This window comes from Nocardioides sp. S5 (assembly GCF_017310035.1).
GTDB lineage: Bacteria > Actinomycetota > Actinomycetes > Propionibacteriales > Nocardioidaceae > Nocardioides.
This window is the reverse complement of the sequence record NZ_CP022296.1, coordinates 2,578,103-2,595,353: the sequence shown is the minus strand read 5'-3', so window position 1 is coordinate 2,595,353 and position 17,251 is coordinate 2,578,103. Positions and strand designations below refer to the sequence as shown.

Annotated in this window: 13 protein-coding genes; 4 read left to right on the top strand and 9 right to left on the bottom strand. The window is 66.0% G+C overall.

The features are described from left to right. The first annotated feature begins 4 nt into the window (after positions 1-4). Positions 5-1,201 (top strand): site-specific integrase, encoded by a 1,197-nt coding sequence (locus tag CFI00_RS12795; protein WP_207081536.1) that lies wholly within the window; start codon positions 5-7, stop codon positions 1,199-1,201. A 94-nt stretch (positions 1,202-1,295) separates the two neighbouring features. On the opposite strand, the gene istB is transcribed toward CFI00_RS12795, so the two are convergent. The 3 genes from istB to CFI00_RS12780 all read right to left on the bottom strand — a co-directional run bounded on the left by istB (position 1,296) and on the right by CFI00_RS12780 (position 3,811). Beyond that, positions 1,296-2,102, bottom strand: a complete 807-nt coding sequence (gene istB / locus CFI00_RS12790) for an IS21-like element helper ATPase IstB (RefSeq protein WP_207081535.1) — start codon at positions 2,100-2,102, stop codon at positions 1,296-1,298. Then, positions 2,102-3,379: an IS21 family transposase gene (gene istA, locus CFI00_RS12785; RefSeq protein ID WP_207081534.1), complete on the bottom strand. Its 1,278-nt coding sequence runs from the start codon at positions 3,377-3,379 to the stop codon at positions 2,102-2,104. Before istA ends, istB begins: the two co-directional genes overlap by 1 nt. Positions 3,380-3,580: 201 nt before the next feature. Further along, positions 3,581-3,811 (bottom strand): helix-turn-helix domain-containing protein, encoded by a 231-nt coding sequence (locus CFI00_RS12780; RefSeq protein WP_207081533.1) that lies wholly within the window; start codon positions 3,809-3,811, stop codon positions 3,581-3,583. 133 nt (positions 3,812-3,944) lie between these two features. Here CFI00_RS12780 and CFI00_RS12775 point away from each other — a divergent pair, with 133 nt between their 5' ends. Then, a complete protein-coding gene (locus tag CFI00_RS12775; protein ID WP_207081532.1) occupies positions 3,945-8,717 on the top strand; it encodes a type ISP restriction/modification enzyme in 4,773 nt (1,590 codons plus the stop codon). Between the two features lie 373 nt (positions 8,718-9,090). On the opposite strand, the gene CFI00_RS12770 is transcribed toward CFI00_RS12775, so the two are convergent. Continuing rightward, positions 9,091-10,524, bottom strand: a complete 1,434-nt coding sequence (locus tag CFI00_RS12770) for an IS1380 family transposase (RefSeq protein WP_207081531.1) — start codon at positions 10,522-10,524, stop codon at positions 9,091-9,093. A 198-nt stretch (positions 10,525-10,722) separates the two neighbouring features. Between CFI00_RS12770 and CFI00_RS12765 the strand changes: the two genes are divergently transcribed. Continuing rightward, a complete protein-coding gene (locus tag CFI00_RS12765; protein ID WP_207081530.1) occupies positions 10,723-11,220 on the top strand; it encodes a hypothetical protein in 498 nt (165 codons plus the stop codon). 248 nt (positions 11,221-11,468) lie between these two features. Further along, the gene (locus CFI00_RS12760) at positions 11,469-12,566 is read left to right on the top strand and encodes a hypothetical protein (RefSeq protein WP_207081529.1); all 1,098 of its coding nucleotides are present in this window, start codon (positions 11,469-11,471) and stop codon (positions 12,564-12,566) included. A 232-nt stretch (positions 12,567-12,798) separates the two neighbouring features. On the opposite strand, the gene CFI00_RS12755 is transcribed toward CFI00_RS12760, so the two are convergent. From CFI00_RS12755 to CFI00_RS12735, 5 genes are read right to left on the bottom strand one after another with little or no spacing between them, the layout of a single operon-like run. Continuing rightward, entirely contained in the window at positions 12,799-14,136 is a 1,338-nt protein-coding gene (locus CFI00_RS12755; RefSeq protein WP_207081528.1) for a hypothetical protein, read from the bottom strand. Continuing rightward, on the bottom strand, positions 14,136-14,435 hold the full coding sequence (locus CFI00_RS12750) for a hypothetical protein (RefSeq protein WP_207081527.1): 300 nt from the start codon (positions 14,433-14,435) through the stop codon (positions 14,136-14,138). The genes CFI00_RS12755 and CFI00_RS12750 overlap by 1 nt, the downstream gene beginning before the upstream one ends. Before the next feature lie 45 nt (positions 14,436-14,480). After that, positions 14,481-15,140, bottom strand: a complete 660-nt coding sequence (locus CFI00_RS12745; RefSeq protein ID WP_207081526.1) for a hypothetical protein — start codon at positions 15,138-15,140, stop codon at positions 14,481-14,483. Between the two features lie 14 nt (positions 15,141-15,154). Further along, entirely contained in the window at positions 15,155-15,586 is a 432-nt protein-coding gene (locus CFI00_RS12740; protein ID WP_207081525.1) for a single-stranded DNA-binding protein, read from the bottom strand. Positions 15,587-15,629: 43 nt separating this feature from the next. Further along, a complete protein-coding gene (locus CFI00_RS12735) occupies positions 15,630-17,198 on the bottom strand; it encodes a TraM recognition domain-containing protein (RefSeq protein WP_242532368.1) in 1,569 nt (522 codons plus the stop codon). Between the last annotated feature and the right edge of the window lie 53 nt (positions 17,199-17,251).

Below are 17,251 nucleotides of genomic sequence, written 5' to 3'. Positions count from 1 at the left end.
CAACGTGGCTAGGCCGCGCACCCCGATCGGCACGTTCGGTCAGATCGATTTCCGGACCAATCCGAACGGAAGCGTGCGGGCACGGACCCGGTTTCGCGACGACGATGGACAGCTGCGCCCCGTCGAAGCCACCGGGCCCACCCACAGGGCCGCCGAGAGAAACCTGAAAGAGAAGATCGCCCACCGCGGCCACTACGCCACGGGGATGGGCGAGCTCTCACCGGACACGACCTTCGCCAAGCTCGTCGAGGTCTGGCTCGAAGACCTCGAACTCGAAGGCCGCATCGCCGCCAGCACCCGCGAGTTGTACGAGCGCGACATGCGCACCCTGGTGATGCCGGCCTTCGAGCACCACACGCTGCGAGAGATGTCGATCAGCAAGATCGATCGCTTCCTGAAAGCACAGGCCAAGATCAGCTACAGCCGAGCGAAGCACTCCAAGGTCGTGCTCAATCTCGCGCTGGGCCTGGCCCTGCGCTACGAGGCCATCCCGCGCAACCCGGTCGTCGGCACAGCCCGGCTGCGGCCACCGCCCTCGACGGTCATGGCGCTGACCGTCACCCAGGTCGAAGCCATCCGGCAAGCCGTCAGGATCTGGCGCCGGGGACAGGGGCTCTCCGGCCCCAAGCCTGACGGGCAACTCGAAGCGATCATCGAAGTCATGCTGGGAACGTCGGCACGCATCGGCGAAGTGTTGGCAATCCGGAAACGCGACGTCGACGTCACATGCTCGCCCCCCACCGTGCGGATCTGCGGCACCGTGATCTCTCCGAAAGGCAAGCCCACCTACCGCCAGGATCATCCGAAGACCTCCAAGTCACGGCGCACCATCTCGATCCCCACCTTCACCGCCGAGGTGTTGCGGCAACGTCTAGTCGTGATCGCCAATGAGGATCCAGAGCACCTGGTCTTCTTCAGCCGCAACCACACCCCGCTGACCACGAACAACGTACGACGGCGTCTGCGTGCAATCCTCGAGGAAGCTGGCATCGATGGCGTCACCCCGCATTCGTTCCGGCGGACCGTCGCAACGGTCGTCGACCGGGCCGGGGGAGCTGACCTCGCCGCCGAAATGCTCGGCCACACCTCGTCCGAGATAACGCGAGCTCACTACATCGAACCTGACGAACGCGTGAATCCAATTACAGCTGAGATCTTGGAGACGCTTGCCCCCCGACGAATAGATGACGGGCCTGACTGACCAGCGAACCCAAATCACTCTTCGAACCCAGTATTGTCAACGACGGTCGAAAACTGACCCCTTTCCGACGGTTGAAAGTTGACCCCCTCGGTCTCTAGTTCTCTTCGTTGGCGGCCGCGGGGACGCGGCCGAGTTCTCGGTTCTTCAGCCGGTAGGAGTCGCCCTTCAAGGCGATGACTTCGGCGTGGTGGACGAGCCGGTCGATCATCGCGGCGGCGACGGTGTCGTCGCCGAAGACCTCGCCCCAGCGGGCGAAGTTCTTGTTGCTGGTGACGATGAGGCTGGCGCGTTCGTAGCGCGATGAGACGAGCTGGAAGAACAGGTTGGCGGCCTCGGGCTCGAACGGGATGTAGCCGACCTCGTCGATGACCAGCACCGGATAGCGGACCAGCCGTCGCAGCTCGTCTTGCAGTCGGCCGGCGTGGTGGGCGTCAGCGAGCCGATCGACCCATTGGGACGCGGTGGCGAACTGGACCCGGTGCCCGGCCTGGCAGGCCCGGATCGCCAGCCCGGTGGCCAGGTGGGTCTTCCCGGTGCCGGGTGGGCCGAGGAGCACGACGTTCTCCTTACCGGCGACGAAGTCCAGGGTGCCCAGGTGCGCGATGGTCTCTCGCTTCAGGCCACGGGCGTGGTCGTAGTCGAAGTCCTCGAGGCTCTTGCGGGCCGGGAACCGGGCTGCGCGGATCCGGCCCTCGCCACCGTGGGACTCCCGCGCTGACACCTCGCGTTGCAGGCAGGCGGCCAGGAACTCCTCGTGGGTCCAGGACTCCTCGCGGGCACGTTCGGCCAGCCGGGCGACCGACTCGCGCAGGGTGGGTGCCTTCAACGCCCGGGTCAGGAACTCCAGCTCGCTGGTGACATCGCGGCCGGTCTTCGGTGCCGTCTTCGTCCGGGTGGCCATCAGGACACCTCCTCCACGACCAGTTCGTCGACCGGCTCGTCGACGAGGCCGAGTGCTAGGTCGTAGCACCCGAGTGAGCGGATCTCGACCTCCTCACCGGTCACGGCGTCGGCGACCGGCCGCAGCAGGTCTGCGCGACCGTGGCGCAGGTGTTTGGCGGCAACGGTGTGCTCGAACTCGGTGATGGTCTGGTGCCGTGCCCACACCCGGGCGTGGTCGGCCACGACCGCGCCCTCACAGGTCACCCACACCCGGTCGAGGTCGGCGTGGACCTCGATCCGGCGCCCGACCACAGCGGGGTGGACGGAGTAGTCGTTCGAGTCGACGCGGACGTAGTGGTCGCGGGGAAGCCGCAGCGTCTTGCGCCAGCCGACTTCTGGCGGGACCGGTGGCAGGGGCAGCATCGCGGCCCGGTCGGCGTCGACCCGGTCACCGGGCGTGCAGCCCAGGACCCGCATCTTCCGGGCGTTGGCCTTGGTGAAGAACCCGGCCAGCTGGACGTTGAAGTCCGCCGGCGATGTGAAACGCCGTCCGGGCAGGAAGGACCTCTCGAGGTAGTCGTGCAGCCGCTCGAGCATCCCCTTGGCTTCGGGGTCGGCGGGCTTGCAGATGTACACACTCGCACCCAGGACACCGCGGAACGCCTGGCAGTGGCCGGTGAGCTCGGGTCGTCGTGCGCGCCACCGGCCGACTGCTCCTTCGCCGTCCCACACCAGCGTCTTGGGGACACCCTGCAGTTGGGTCGACAGCAGGTGCCACCAGCCTGCGTACAGGTCCTCGGCTTCGCGTGTGGGGATCAAGATGCCGCCGGACCAGCGGGAGTAGCCGGTCACGCATGTCATCACCGGCAGCCGCTTCGCAGTCCGGGTCTGGCCGTAGCCGACCGGGAGCTCGATGTCGGGGAACCAGAAGTCGAACTGCGCCAGCTCACCTGCCTCATAAGTGGTGCGGGACGCGGGATCGGGCGGCAGATAGGCCGGGCGCAGCTCGGCCACCCGCTGCTTGAACACCGTCATCCCACGGTCCCAACCGATCCGCTCAGCGATCACCGTGGCCGGCATCGTCGGCACGGCCTGGAGTTGCTCACGGATCCGCGGCTCGAACGCATCGACCGCGGACCCCACCGGCTTCCGCACGTACTTCGGTGGCCCGTCGGCCGCCAGCGCTGCACGGACGGTGTTGCGCGAGACGCCCAACGTCCTGGCGATCATCTTGATCGGCAACCCCTCGGCCCGGTGCAACCTGCGGATCTCTGCCCAGTCCTCCACTGACAACACTCCCGTCCTCCTGCCTCACCGCTGGTGAGGTCAGGGTCTCGGAGGGGGTCAGTTTTCGACCGTCGATAGGGGGTCAGTTTTCAGGCGTCGCCGACAAGTATCGCCCACCGAGTCACAAACAGCCCCTGACCTGCGGTAACGCAGGATCGGGGGCTGTTTCGATTTGGTCCGCGTGTCCATCACGTGTCCATCACGGGTCCATCACTGGCCGGTAGAGGGAAGCTTTCGGAAGGCTGCCTCGAGCTCGTCCAAGCGGATTCGGATGTTGCGGCGTCCGCATCGGTAGGCCGGGATCGAGCCGTCGCTGATGCGACGACGAATCGTCTTCGTGCTCAACGACATCACCTCAGCTGCCTCTTCGATGCTGAGGTACACGGGCAGCACGCGCTGTCGCGGGATGCGGGGACTGGCGTGCGTCTGCTTGGTCGGCATGGGGCCTCCTGGGCGGTCGTGGGTACCCAGGAGGTGCGCCGGTCGCTCCGGGCTGGGGCAGGACATCAGCGACCGGTCATGGGATTCGACGTCTCGTGCTCGGCTCGCGAGGGCGTGAGGCACAATCGCGCCCATGTCGGTGACGATCCACGAAGTCCTGGAGGACCTTCGGGCCTCGGCCCTCGATGAGCGGGACAAGGGAGACAAGTTCGAGCGTCTGGTGCAGTCGTTCTTGCGCACCGACCCGGAGTGGACCGCGAAGTTCGACGACGTCTGGACCTGGACCGAGTGGCCTGAGCGCGGCACCCGCACTGACACCGGCATTGATCTCGTCGCCAGGGTCCGCGAGACGGATACGTTTGCTGCCATCCAGTGCAAGTTCTACGACGAGCACAGCACCGTCGCGAAGGGCGACATCGACTCCTTCCTCTCCGCGTCCTCCAAGGCCGAGTTCAGCGCGCGCTACATCTTCGACACCGCCAAGGGCTGGTCGAAGAACGCCGACGAGACGCTCGAAGGCCAGATGGTCCCGGTGCAGCGGGTGGACGTGGGCTACTTCGAGGATGCCGGGATCGACTGGTCCGACTACTCGTGGACCACCCCTGAGGTGCTCCCCACCACCGGTCCCAAGACGCTTCGGCCGCACCAGTTGCGCGCGCTCGACGACGTACGCCGGGGGCTCGCCATCGCCGACCGTGGGCGGTTGATCATGGCGTGCGGCACGGGCAAGACCTTCACCTCGCTGAGGATTGCCGAGGACCTGGTGGGTGAGGGTGGCTCGGTGCTGTTCCTGGTGCCGAGCATCCAGCTGATGAGTCAGAGTCTGCGCGAGTGGATGGTCAACCGCGAGGTCGACATCCGGCCCTTCGCGGTGTGCTCCGACGTCCGTGTGGGGCGCAAGGTCTCCGACGACGCCGACCTCTCGACCGTCGATCTGACTGAGCCCGCGACGACCGATGCAGCCACGCTCGCAGCTCGCATGGCCAGCGGGAGGTACGCCTTTCCGCGGATGACCGTCGTCTTCGCGACCTACCAGTCGATCGAGGTTGTCGCCGAGGCTCAACGGCTCGGGGTCGGTGCCTTCGACCTGGTGATCTGCGACGAGGCCCACCGCACCACTGGCGTGACGCTGGCCGGGCAGGACGAGTCGCACTTCGTGAAGGTCCACGACGGGGACTACCTCAAGGCCGACCGACGTCTCTACATGACGGCCACGCCCCGGGTGTTCGGCGACGCCGTTCGCAAGAAGGCGACGGACGCCGAGGCCGTGCTCGCCGACATGGGTGACGAGACGATCTTCGGACCCGAGCTGCACCGCCTCGGATTCGGGGACGCGGTCGAGGCCGACCTCCTCACCGACTACAAGGTGCTGGTCCTGTCGGTCGACGAGTCCTACGTCGCTGAGCACTTCCAGTCTGCGATGGCCCAGTCGGGTGAGATCGCGCTGGGCGACGCCGCCAAGTTGATCGGCTGCTGGAACGGCATGCGCAAGCATTTCGGTCCCGCGGACCTGAAGGGTGACGTCGACGAGCCGATGCGCCGTGCGGTCGCCTTCGCCAAGGACATCAAGGCCTCTAAGCTGGCGGCCGCGTCGTTCCCGGTGATGGTCGACCGAGCACGCCAGGACGAGACGGACGAACGGTCCGACCTCCGCGTGGAGGCTGCCCACGTCGACGGCACCATGGGCATCCACGAGCGCAACACCCACCTGGCGTGGCTCAAGGAGGAGACGCCCGAGGGCACGTGCCGGGTGCTCACCAACGCCCGCTGCCTGTCCGAGGGCGTGGACGTCCCTGCGCTGGACGCCGTGCTGTTCCTGACCCCGCGCGGCTCGCAGGTCGACGTGGTCCAGTCTGTGGGCCGTGTGATGCGCAAGGCCCCCGGCAAGCAGCTCGGCTACATCGTGCTGCCGATCGTGGTGCCCTCCGGCGTCGCGCCCGAGGACGCGCTGCGCGACAACGAGCGCTACAAGGTGGTCTGGCAGGTGCTCCAGGCACTGCGCTCCCACGACGAGCGCTTCCACGCCATGATCAACCAGATCGAGCTCAACAAGCGCCGGCCCGACCGCCTGCGCATCATCGACGTCACTCCCGGGACCGACCGCCCCGGCCAGCCACCCGAGCCCGACAGCGAGCAGCTCGCCCTCGACTACGGCTTCGACGGGTTTCGTGACGCGATGTATGCGCGGATCGTCCAGAAGGTCGGCGAACGAAAGTACTGGGAGACCTGGGCCAAGGACGTCGCCGACATCGCCCAGGCCCACATCACCCGGATCAACGGACTCCTCAAGGACCCCGACTCCAACTCGGCCAAGGAGTTCAAGGAGTTCCTCGCCGGCCTCCGCGGCAACCTCAACGAGGGCATCACGCGCGACGAGGCCATCGAGATGCTCGCCCAGCACCTCATCACCGCACCGGTCTTCGAGGCGCTCTTCGCCGGCTACGACTTCCGGCAGCACAACCCCGTCGCCCGGACCATGGAGCTGATGCTCGCCTCCCTGGAGGAGCACAACCTCGCCGCCGAGCAGGCCTCCCTTGACTCCTTCTACGACTCCGTACGGCGCCGTGTCGAGGGCGTGGAGGACGCGGAGGGCAAGCAGCGGGTGATCGTCGAGCTCTACGACACCTTCTTCGCCACCGCCTTCAAGCGCACGGTCGACCGGCTCGGCATCGTCTACACGCCGATCGAGATCGTCGACTTCATCCTGCGGTCCGCCGACGAGGTGCTCCGCGCCGAGTTCGGGCAAGGCCTCACCGACGAGGGCGTGCACATCCTCGACGGCTTCACCGGCACCGGCACCTTCATCACGCGCCTCCTGGCCTCCGGCCTCATCGAGCCGCACGACCTTGCGCGTAAGTACGCTCATGAACTGCACGCCAACGAGATGCTGCTGCTCGCCTACTACATCGCTGCGGTCAATATCGAAACGACGTACGCCGCCCTCCGCCCGCGCTTCCTTGACGCGGAAGAGGTCACCAACCCCTACGAGCCGTTCCCCGGTCTTGTCCTCACCGACACGTTCCAGTCCTATGAGGACGGCGACCGCGACGACCTCGACATCTTCCCCGAGAACAACGAGCGCATCGCGCGCCAGCGGGCCTTGCCCATCACTGTGATCGTCGGAAATCCGCCCTACTCGGTGGGCCAGGACTCGGCCAACGACGACAACGCCAACCAGGCCTATCCGACGATCGACCAGGCGATCCGGGAGACGTACGCGGCGCGCTCGAACGCGAAACTGATGGCAAAGATCTACGACTCCTACATCCGAGCGATCAAGTGGGCGTCGCTACGGATCCAAGATCGCGGTGTCATCGCGTTCGTCACTAACGGAGGATGGCTGGAATCCAACTCCGCGGACGGGATGCGCTTGAGTCTTTCGGAAGAGTTCTCCACGATCCACATCTTTAACCTGCGAGGTAACCAGCGCACCGCTGGTCAACTATCGCAGCGCGAAGGAGGCAAGGTCTTCGGTGGCGGCTCGCGCGCCACTGTTGCCATCACCGTCCTGGTGAAGAAGCCAGGATCTGATGCACCCGCAACCATCCGGTACACCGACATTGGCGACTATCTCACCCGTGAAGAGAAGCTGGCGAAAATTGCTCAGGTTGGCGCTGTCACCAATCTCGAGCCTGCTCTGATCACTCCAAACATCGACGGCGACTGGGCTAGTCAGCGAGCTCAGGACTTCCCTCACTTCCTGGGCCTTACGGCGGGTGGGGTGTTTGCATCGACGGGCCTAGGGGTCGGCACCGCCCGCGACTCCTGGGTCTACGCGTCGTCGCAAACGGACCTCGAACGGCACGTGAGGCGCCACATCGACTTCTATATGGACAACCTTGGCGCAGCCGAACCCGAAGCCGACCTAAGCCGAGGCAGCTGGGGCGGCGACATCCGCAAGCATCTTGCCCGCGGACGACAGGTTTCCTTCACAGCGACCTCGGTCCGCAAAGCACTCTATCGACCCTTCACCCGTCAATGGCTCTACGTAGACCCGGTGCTAAACAACCGGCTCGGCGCTACCCCTCGGACGTCGCCGTCCGACTCCCACCCTGCCTTGGGCTTCTATTGCGTGGGCGCATCATCCGCCAACCCGTTCTCCGTTCTCATGCTCGATACCTTGTTCGATCTCCACACGACAGGAGCGGGCTCGGGCGGACAGTTCTTTCCGCGCTGGACTTGGGAACCCGCAGCCGAAGAGGGCACCCTTGACCTCCGTGGTGCCAACGACTCGGAGGTACTAGACGGGTATCGCCGCATCGACAACGTCACTGACGAGGCGCTCCGTCGCTGGCAGGCGGCGTACGACTCCAAGTGGACCAAGGACGACGTCTTTTTCTACGTCTACGGCCTGCTGCACTCTCCCAACTACCGCGACCGTTATGCCGCGGACCTGAAGAAGATGCTTCCCCGGATCCCTCTGGTCAGCACACCCGCGGATGCGCGGGCGTTCGCCACTGCAGGTCGGGCACTGAGCGACCTGCACATCGGCTACGAGACCGTGACGCCCTACCGGCTCGAGGGTCTCGAGGCGGCAGTCCAGGGCGACCCCTACGACTTCTTCGCTGTGAGTGGGAAGAAGATGCGCTTCGGCGACAAGGGCAAGGACCGGGCGGTGATCCACTACAACGACCGGATCACCCTCTCGGGGGTCCCCGAGGACGCCTACCGCTACCAACTGGGTTCGCGTTCCGCGGTCGAGTGGATCATCGACCGCTACTGGATCAAGACAGACAAGGCGTCCGGCATCGTTAACGACCCCAACGACTGGTCACGCGAGGTCGGCGATCCGCGGTACATCCTCGACCTCCTCGCCCGCGTGGTGACGGTCAGCGTCGAGACGATGCGGATCGTCGACCGTCTCCCGGCGCTTTCCCTCGCTGAGGATCAAGGCGGCGGCGCATGACGGCGGTCGCATGGATCAAGCACCAAGTCTGAGTTTGACTTGCGAGGCTTAACGCCCGTCGAGGCCCTGGCGCGATCGCGGCGAAAGGACGCACTCCATGGCAGTGGGTCTGGACGGCCGATACGCGATCGCCGCTCTCACCGTTTCGCCGCTCGGGGCGTGCCCCTCAGATGCCGTTACCTGTCGGTCACGCCGACATGATCAAGCGGATCGGCCCCCCATACATTAGCCCGGATCCACCGATCGGCATGGCCGGGATGAGGTGATGGTGGTCGGTTCCGGGTGAGGGCGCCGGGGCGCGATGATCTGCCGGACCTCACTGTCCGGGGTGTTCCACGTTGTTCCTCGTCGCGCAGCTGTGGCTGCTGGTTGGTCAGGCCGCGAGGGCGGGTGGCGGGTCGCTGACTCGGTCAAACAAGGCAGTCCAGGCGGTCTCCCAGGGCCAGGCTTGTGGCAGATGCAGAGTGACCCGTCGTGCTGAGGTCGCGACCCGTGCTGGCACGGTGATCAGCTTGCGACGGATCGTGGCGGTGGTGGCCTTCGCGATCTGCGGGTGGGTGAGGCTGGCGGCGGCTCGGGTGAGGTTGAACGCCATCACGGCGAGCACCAACCAGGCCGCGTTGGCAGTGAACACCCCGGACGGCAGGTGCGCCAACGCTGCGTGTTTGAGGTCAGCGTGGACCTGCTCGATGACCGCGTGATGGCGGTGGATCGCATCGGCGGCGACGGTGTCGAGCACGTCGGCGTCGGTGGTGGTGAAGAACGCATGGAACCGCCAGGTGTCAAACAGGGTGTCTTGGCCGGCTGCCTTGTTCTTCTCGGCGTTGAAGTCCGGGATCCGCCGGACCACCAGCCGGCCCGGCACGTGGTCGGTCTTCTTCTGGGCGGCAAACGCGGTGAAACCGATCTCGGCGACCTCGGCCCGTGAGACCCACCGGCCACTGGCTTCGTCGAAGACGGCATCGGTGTACTCGATGGTGGTCCACGCATCGTCGTCGATGGTGGCGATGGCGGCCTTGACCCGCTTGTCCATCCGCACGGTCACCGACACCGCGGCCCCACCCTTGAGGGCGGCGTGAACTGGTCCGCGGCCGTAGAACGCCGAATCCATCCGCACTAGGACCGGGTGGGACTTGTCGAGCAGTCGTCGGGCGGTCCGCACCGCATCGCCGACCAGTCGCTTCGCACCGCGTGGTGACCCAGTCGAGCCCTTGCGGAGCCGTTGGGCCACGATCACCGGGACGGCGCCGGCGATGGTGAGGGTGGCGAGCAGGGCGTTGAGGCCACGGACACCTGAGTAGCCGAACCCGGCGCCCTGCTTGGCGTGGCCATGGACCTCGATGATCGTGTCGTCGACATCGAGCAACGCGTAGTCAGCACTCGCGTCTGCATCCGGGCTCACCTCGGCTGACGGACGCAACAGCTCGGTGAGTCCTGCCAGCGCGATGAGGAACCTCGACGCGATCGCGTCGAGCTGACGCACGTGCCCGAAGGTGAACGCCCGCAGGAAGGAACCCAACGTCGAAGGCGCGTAGGCGCGGGCGAATACCCTCCCCATGCCGCCGTGACGCAACAGCGCCATGTCATCGATCGAATCGGCACCAGCGACCATCCCACCGACCAGCGAGGCGACCTTCAACCCGGCGTTCGCGCCCTTGTCGCCCGGCACCGTCAAGTGCTGATCCGCCAGATCACGCAGCCCAGCGGACTCGGCCAACGCGAGCACCGGAACCAGACCACCGGCCGACACGAGATTCGGATCATCGAAGACCGCCGACGTCGCCCGCGACGTGTGAGAGAGTTTCACCTCAGAGATGTCCCTTGTGTTCGGTCGAATCGTTGCCTCAAGAACTCCGATTCTCCCGCTACACAAGGGCATTCTCGTTTACGGCGCGCTCACCAGACCAAGTTCATCGGTGGATCCGGGATTAGGGATAGATGGTTACCCAGACCGCGAACGACCATGCAGTCATTAGCGTCGTTCCGCAGGCATGAGGAGGCTGCGGTGTCGGACTGGGTGGTCGTTCTCGGAACATTGAGTGGAACCGTGCTTGGTGCCGGAACCACCTACCTGAGCCAGCGAACCCAGGATCGACGTCGCGCAACCGAGGTCCTCCGAACCGACCGACGGCGAATCTACACAGAGTTCTTGTCATCGATGCACGGCCTCTTTCTAGAGGTTCGGATGGCTAGGCAAGCAGCACAGGCGCCGCTAGACAGCGGCCTCCCTGGAGATTCCGTTACGTTCAGATTGTCGCTCCGTAAGATCCAGCCACTTGAAGCGCAGAAGGGGTTGGACTCCCTTCGACTTATCGCCGGCGATGCGACGATCGAGCGCGGCGAGGCGATGTTCCGATTCCTGCGCGAGGTAAAGCCTGAGGTACTTCGGGCGAACCGATGGTCGGGATGGCACCACCAGTATCGAGAACTGAGGTACCAATTCCTGCAGGCCGCGCGCATCGACCTCGGTGACGTTCCGAAGAGTTCACGATCAGCACAGTGACGACCGCCGTTAGGCTTCGGCTCCGGCGGCGCCACGGCCCTCGCGGTGGCGTTCGGGTACCGCGAATTTGTGCCAGCCGGTTGATCGACGACTAACACTCATCGGCAGACCCGGACACCCCCGACAGGCGGCGCAATGACGCGGGGCGATCTGACACCACTCCTGCGGCGGGTCCAGGTGAAGGAGACGCACCCAGAGCGCTGCGAACGTGCGACGTTGCAGATCCGAAGTAGTGGAGGGGGAACGTCTTGAGCGATCCGCAAGGCGAACCGCTGGCAGAGAACCCGTTCGATGCGGCAGATTTCTTGGCGAGGCTGGAACAGTCCGGCCGAGAGCGTGAACGGGTCGCAGCGCGACGTCCGGGATGCGACGAGCTGGCTAGCTCTCTTGGCCCATTCGCCGGATTCTTGTACGAGACCGTGGACACCTCACGCAAGCTGGAGGAGGCAAAGCGTGGGCTGGTCCCGGGGAGGTCGTACGCGTGGCTGCCTGCGGCTGGATCTCCGGCCGCTGGTGACGTCGACTTTTTTGCCCCGCTGGTTGAGCAGTTTTGCCAGGGGTTCGAGCCAGTCGGCACCCATTGGCTCGAGACCAACCCGAGTCGAAATCCGGCGGCGTGGAGTGTCGTGTTCCTGCGCCGCGTGTTCTTCACCGTAATCGACCATCTGCGGGCGCTAGCGGAGCTAGTCGGAACCGGGGCACATCTTCGAGCACCCCTGGTTCTTTCGAGGACGCTGTTGGAAGCATCCTCAGTGGGGTCCTTCATTATCGACATTGAAGTGGAACCTAAAGAACGACTCCGGCGGATCCTCAACCTTCACCTGGAAGAACTGAAGGAGGCATCGAACGCCACGACTGGAGACCCACGAGAGCAATACGAAAGCAGCATCGCCGAACTGCTCGCTTTCGCTCGCCATTGCGCGCTCCCAGTCGCTTCTTACAGGCCGGAGCGGTTTCAGGCTCCAATGCTTCCCGGTCCGACAAGCTCTAGGTCGGAGTCGGCAAGCCGGATGGTTGATATTGCGCTGCCAGACCTGGGTCGAGAAATGTACAGGTCGCTGTCAGCCGTAGCACACTCACGCGACTCGCGGACTCTGCTGCCGGATGAGTACTCGCTCCCGCACGAGATAGTCGATTGGCGCAGGACGGAGAGTGCGGCGTGGCACTCGATCGCTCCGCTTTTCGTGGTCAAGCTCCTTGCGGAGCGAACAGCCGCATACCTGGGTTGGGATTCCCTCGATGCCTGGGCGACATCGTTCGACGTCGTCATCACGCAGTGGTCCATCGCCGGGGGGCTCGCTGACGAGCAGATCCGCTCTGCGCTAGGACTCGGTCCACAATCCTGATCCATAGGATGCATGGGCGTGGTTGACACTTGGATCTAGCTGACTGGTTGCCCGGCACGAGTACTGCACGGCGGAGGGCCGCACCGGCGTCATAGTGGGCGCTGTGCAGCGCTCTCTGACAGGCCTAGTCCGGGGCTGAGGGGCAACGCTGGTGTCCGAGCCACAGGCGCGCATGGGCGCCCGAGATGCCCAGGTGGGTGACTTACCACGCAAAAGTCGGCCGTGTCTTCATTCAGATGCCCAGAGCATCATTCCGGCACTGCGGTCGATGCACAATGGCGGAGTGGAGTTCGGCCCGGCTCCTTGCCGCACCTGGGGTGGCAGCGGACGGGTTGAACGAGGGCCGGAGGCGGTCATGGACCAGGGCCGTCATGGTGCTGAGTGCCGCATCGCTGAAAGGTGTGAAGCGCTCTCGAACGGGGGCGACGAGTTGGCCGCTGTCTTCGACGAGGCGGGGGAGAGTGACCCGACGCAGGTAGGCGTTGCGCTCGATGCCGGACTCGATGTGCTCCGCGATCTGGGTATCGATCTTGTTGAACAGCGTGGTGAATGCGCGAAGCACCCGGAGGTCACGGTCGACGTCCGGTCGCAGTGCACTGAGCCTGCCGATGACGTCAGCGCTGTCAGCGACCGCGAGTTCACCGGTACCGATGAGGGAGCCGACGTCGCGTAGCTCTCGCTGGAGGTCGGCATAGGTTTGTTGACGTGTGAGACACCGGTCGCGGAGACCGGTGTCGATGTTCGCGGCGAGCTCGGCGACACCACCAGACAGCACTTGCTGTGAATGGACGATGCGGCGCAGGTTGATGGCGCTGGGCAGCGGTCGCAGCCTAACGGCGAGGTTCCGTTCGGCTTGGAGGACGCCGAGCAGTCCAGGACGAGCTGGGCCTGGCATGACGTTCGTCGGGGCCCTCCAGCCGAGTGCGTCTATCGCGTAGCCGGGCGGCTCAAGGCTCGAGTCCAGTGCACACGCGAGGGCGCTCCAGCCGAGCCGCTCTGCCCTACTGAGTCTCTCCCAGCCCGGGATGGACCTGTAGCGCTGGTCCAGGATCACGAGCGCGCGGACAACGGCCGCGATGTCGCCGACGAGGGTGTGGACCTGAGGGACGTCGAGGCTCTCGTGATGAAGTCCAGCGGCGAAGTCGTGCTCGCCAAGAGCCGCGCCCCGGGCAGCCTGCCGCCAGTGCTCGACCAGCGGCAGCTCCTGCGGCGCCACCAGCTCGTGCAGCGCGGGTAGCCGCGCGCTTGAAGTTTCTACCGTGTGGTCGAGGGCGAGCCTCAAGGACGCCAGTCCTCCGTGCTGCGTCGGCGGGAGTCGAAATGGAGTTGGCGCCGCGGGGGAGAGGTTGCTGGACGCGTACGGGGCGACCGCCCGTGAGGCTTGCTGGCACCACACCAGAACGGATTGCCGGTATCTACGGATCTGCTTGCCGATCTCCTCCCGGTCCGCCCTGCTGGTGGTCACAGGGACTGAGGGACTGCCCCCGCCGCCCAGCCTGAGCTGGATCCGGTGCTGTGCGAGGAGTGCGGACAGCTCGGCTCGCAGCAGCGCTCCGTTCTCGCCGTACATCAGGGCACGTCCAGCGCGCGGGCACCCTCGAGCGAGGCCAGCAGGAGTTCGGCGTGCAGCGCATCCACGCCGTGCGTGGTGAGCCGCTCGACGGCGGAGGTGGCGAGGGTCGTCAGGACGTCGCGGTCCACCGGGGGGCTCGTGGCGTCTAGCGCGAAGGCATGGTCACCGTGGAGCCAGTCCAGCTCGATGAGCGCGAGGTCGTACGCCGAGGATGCTTCGAGAGTCTTCGCGTTGTCTGCGAGCGCGGCGATGTAGGAGCGAGCTTCTGTGAGCAGAGCAGCGTGGGCGAGCAGCATGGTGCTTCTCCCTTTCGACGAGCCGGCGATCCGACCACCGTGCGCTCATAGTTCGTGTGGCTCGGTTCGAGATCCGTGGCCTGTGGACGGATGCTGAATTGGCGGACTGTGATGGGGCGACGCCAGCGCTCGAGCCCGCTCCTCGACCAGGCGTCGAGTGGCCAGGTCGTCGTCGACGAAGCGAACGAAGTCCGCGCGCCGGTCGGTGATCTCCACCTCGGCGCTGGTCTCGGCTGGTGCCTCGCCCGGCCAGGTGGTCTGTCTCGTGGGGCGGTCGCGGTCGAGTCTGCATCCGGCGGTCGAGACCCACTCTCGCAACCGGTGCCGGGCCTCGGCGAAGTCGCGATGCCATCCGATCGGACTCGACGGCGAGCTGTCGGGGTCGTACGCACTGAGCCAGTGCGTGTGCAGGGCGGAGAGCTCCCACACCAGCTCGTCGTGGCGGTGCCACAGCGGCGGTACGACGGCGGGGGACAGGCCGAAGGTCTTGCGGAGCCAGTCGACCCAAGCGTCGAGATCCATCCACTCCGCGAGTGCCTCATCTGCCGAGAGCAGGTTCCAGTTGATAGAGCGCAGAGGGGCGTCCGGGTCGAAGTCGGAGGACCGTAGTTCGTGTCCGGTGTCTCCGTACGTGGCGTCGTCTTCCTGATCGAAGTCCGGTCCCCAGAGCCCCTGCCAATCCGATCGATCCAGGTCAGCGCTCATGAGTGGCAACCCCGTCAGAGAGTGATGGCTGGCGTGGGCTCGTTGACCACCGTCATCTCGTTGTGCGGCGCCTCAGGCTGCTTCGCCGGCGTGCGGTCGACGGCATAGCGGGTCCAGGCACTGTCGTGTCCGATGCGGCGTGCGACGAACTGCTCGCGGATCTCGCTGGGCTGGCTGGGTCGCTCTTGCTCGTATTCGTGGATGTAGCCCGAGGCGATGATCCGGTCGCCCGGCTTGAACCGCGAGTACGCGCGCTCGGCGGTGCGCTCGAACATCACTAGGTCGGCGTAGACGAGGTCGAGTCTGGTGAACGACCCGTCGACCTCCTTGCGGTGCTGCTCGATGCCCACCCGGCAGTAGAACCGTGCGTGGCCCTTGTCGGTGAAGCTGAGCTCTGGCGCGGTGGCGATGTAGCCGTGCAGGCTCATCTGCGTGGGAATCGTCATGGCTGACTCCTGAGGCCATGCGGCGCCTTGGGTGGCATCCGCTCTACCAGTGAGGTGTGCCGCGAGACCCACGGCGGAGGGCGGCCTCGACGAGGGCGCGCTCTTCTCGCAGTTTCTCTGCGTCTTCCCGCGACGTCCACGCGTGCAGGTCGGTGACCAGCGGTGGGGCGCTGCGTAGAAGGACGAGGGCATTGCCGAACGGGAGGGTCCGGATGGTCTCGGGCGGCATGACCGGCACCCGGCGCGTTGAGCGCTGGAGCGACCGCGAGCCGTGGTCGCCGATCGAGATGGTGTCGGTGCGTTCGTCGCGCTCGCCGATCAGTGCGGAGAGGTCTTGGAGGTCTCGCGCTGACGATGCACCACCCAGGATGACCTTGACGATCGAGGCGTCCCAGATCGCGCCGGCAGCGTGATCGCCCCACTTGTCTCGGGCCTGTGACAGCGACTGGAGGACGGGCATGGTCGTGATGCCGGTCCCGCCCCCTTCTGCCATAAGCATGGGCAGGGACGGCAGGGGTGAGAGGTTGCCGATCTCGTCGAGCGCGAGGAGCAGCGGCGGATCGAGTCGTGCGGCGGGGGAGGACGCAGCAAGGTGGCGGGCGGTCTCGACGAGGTCCTCGATGAAGGCTGCGACGAGCGACCAGGAGGCGCCAGCTCCGGCACCGGTGGCCAGCAGGTACAGCGTGCCGTTGTTGGTGAGGAACTCAGCCGGGTCGAAGCTCTCGCCGGGATCGGGGGAGACCGCGTCGAGGACGCGAGGGTCCGCCAGGCAGGACAGCGCGAGAGAGACGCCCATCCAGATCGAGTCGCGGGTGCGGGGATCAGCATGGATCATCGACTCGAGCGATTCAGCCCAGCCGGGTGCCGCCTTCGGGTCGCTGGACAAGATGGCCACCGCGTCGGCGGCCGCGGACGGTGAGAGCGTCCACCCGAACAGCTCGCGCGGGGTTCGGTTGTCGATGGCCGCCGCGTGAAGCAGTGACTGGAGCGCGGTGCGGGTCTTGCCCTCCCAGAAGCCGCCGGACTCGACACCGCCGGTCGAAAGGCCGGTGGCCGACGCGAGCCCGGTCGCTCGGATCATCGCGGTCAGGGGATCGCTGCATCCTCGGACGGGTGACCAGCGCAGGCCGGCGGGTAGCCCATCGGCGAGACGCTGCGGGTCGAAGACGGCGACGGGCCCGCGTCGCTGGCGCTCGAGGATGGTCGCTGCCACGTTGTCCGGTCGGGTCGCTGTGGTGATGACGGCCCCCGGGGCGTCGAGGATCGCATTGACGACCACGTGCAGGCCTTTTCCGGATCGTGGAGGGCCGAGCACCAGGATGGAGTCTTCGACCGAGGCCCATACGTCGTGGCCACGCGAGCGGCCGAGGCGGTAGCCGACCTCCGACGGTTTCGGTCGGTCCAGCGACGGTCGAAGTGCTTTGCCGCGGGCCAGCAAGGCTTTGCGCGAGGCGAAGGCCCGTACGTCGCGACCTGTCGCCACCCCCGCCAGGCGCCGCGGGTCGACCGACATCCGATGCTGGATCATCCCCATGCGTCGCCACAGCACGAGTGAGCTGGCGACGACGATGGCCACCATCAGAGCGAGGACGACCCAGTAGACCCACGCCACGAGACCAGTCGATCCCAGAGCCTCGGCAGGACGTGTTGGGTCGCCGAGGACCT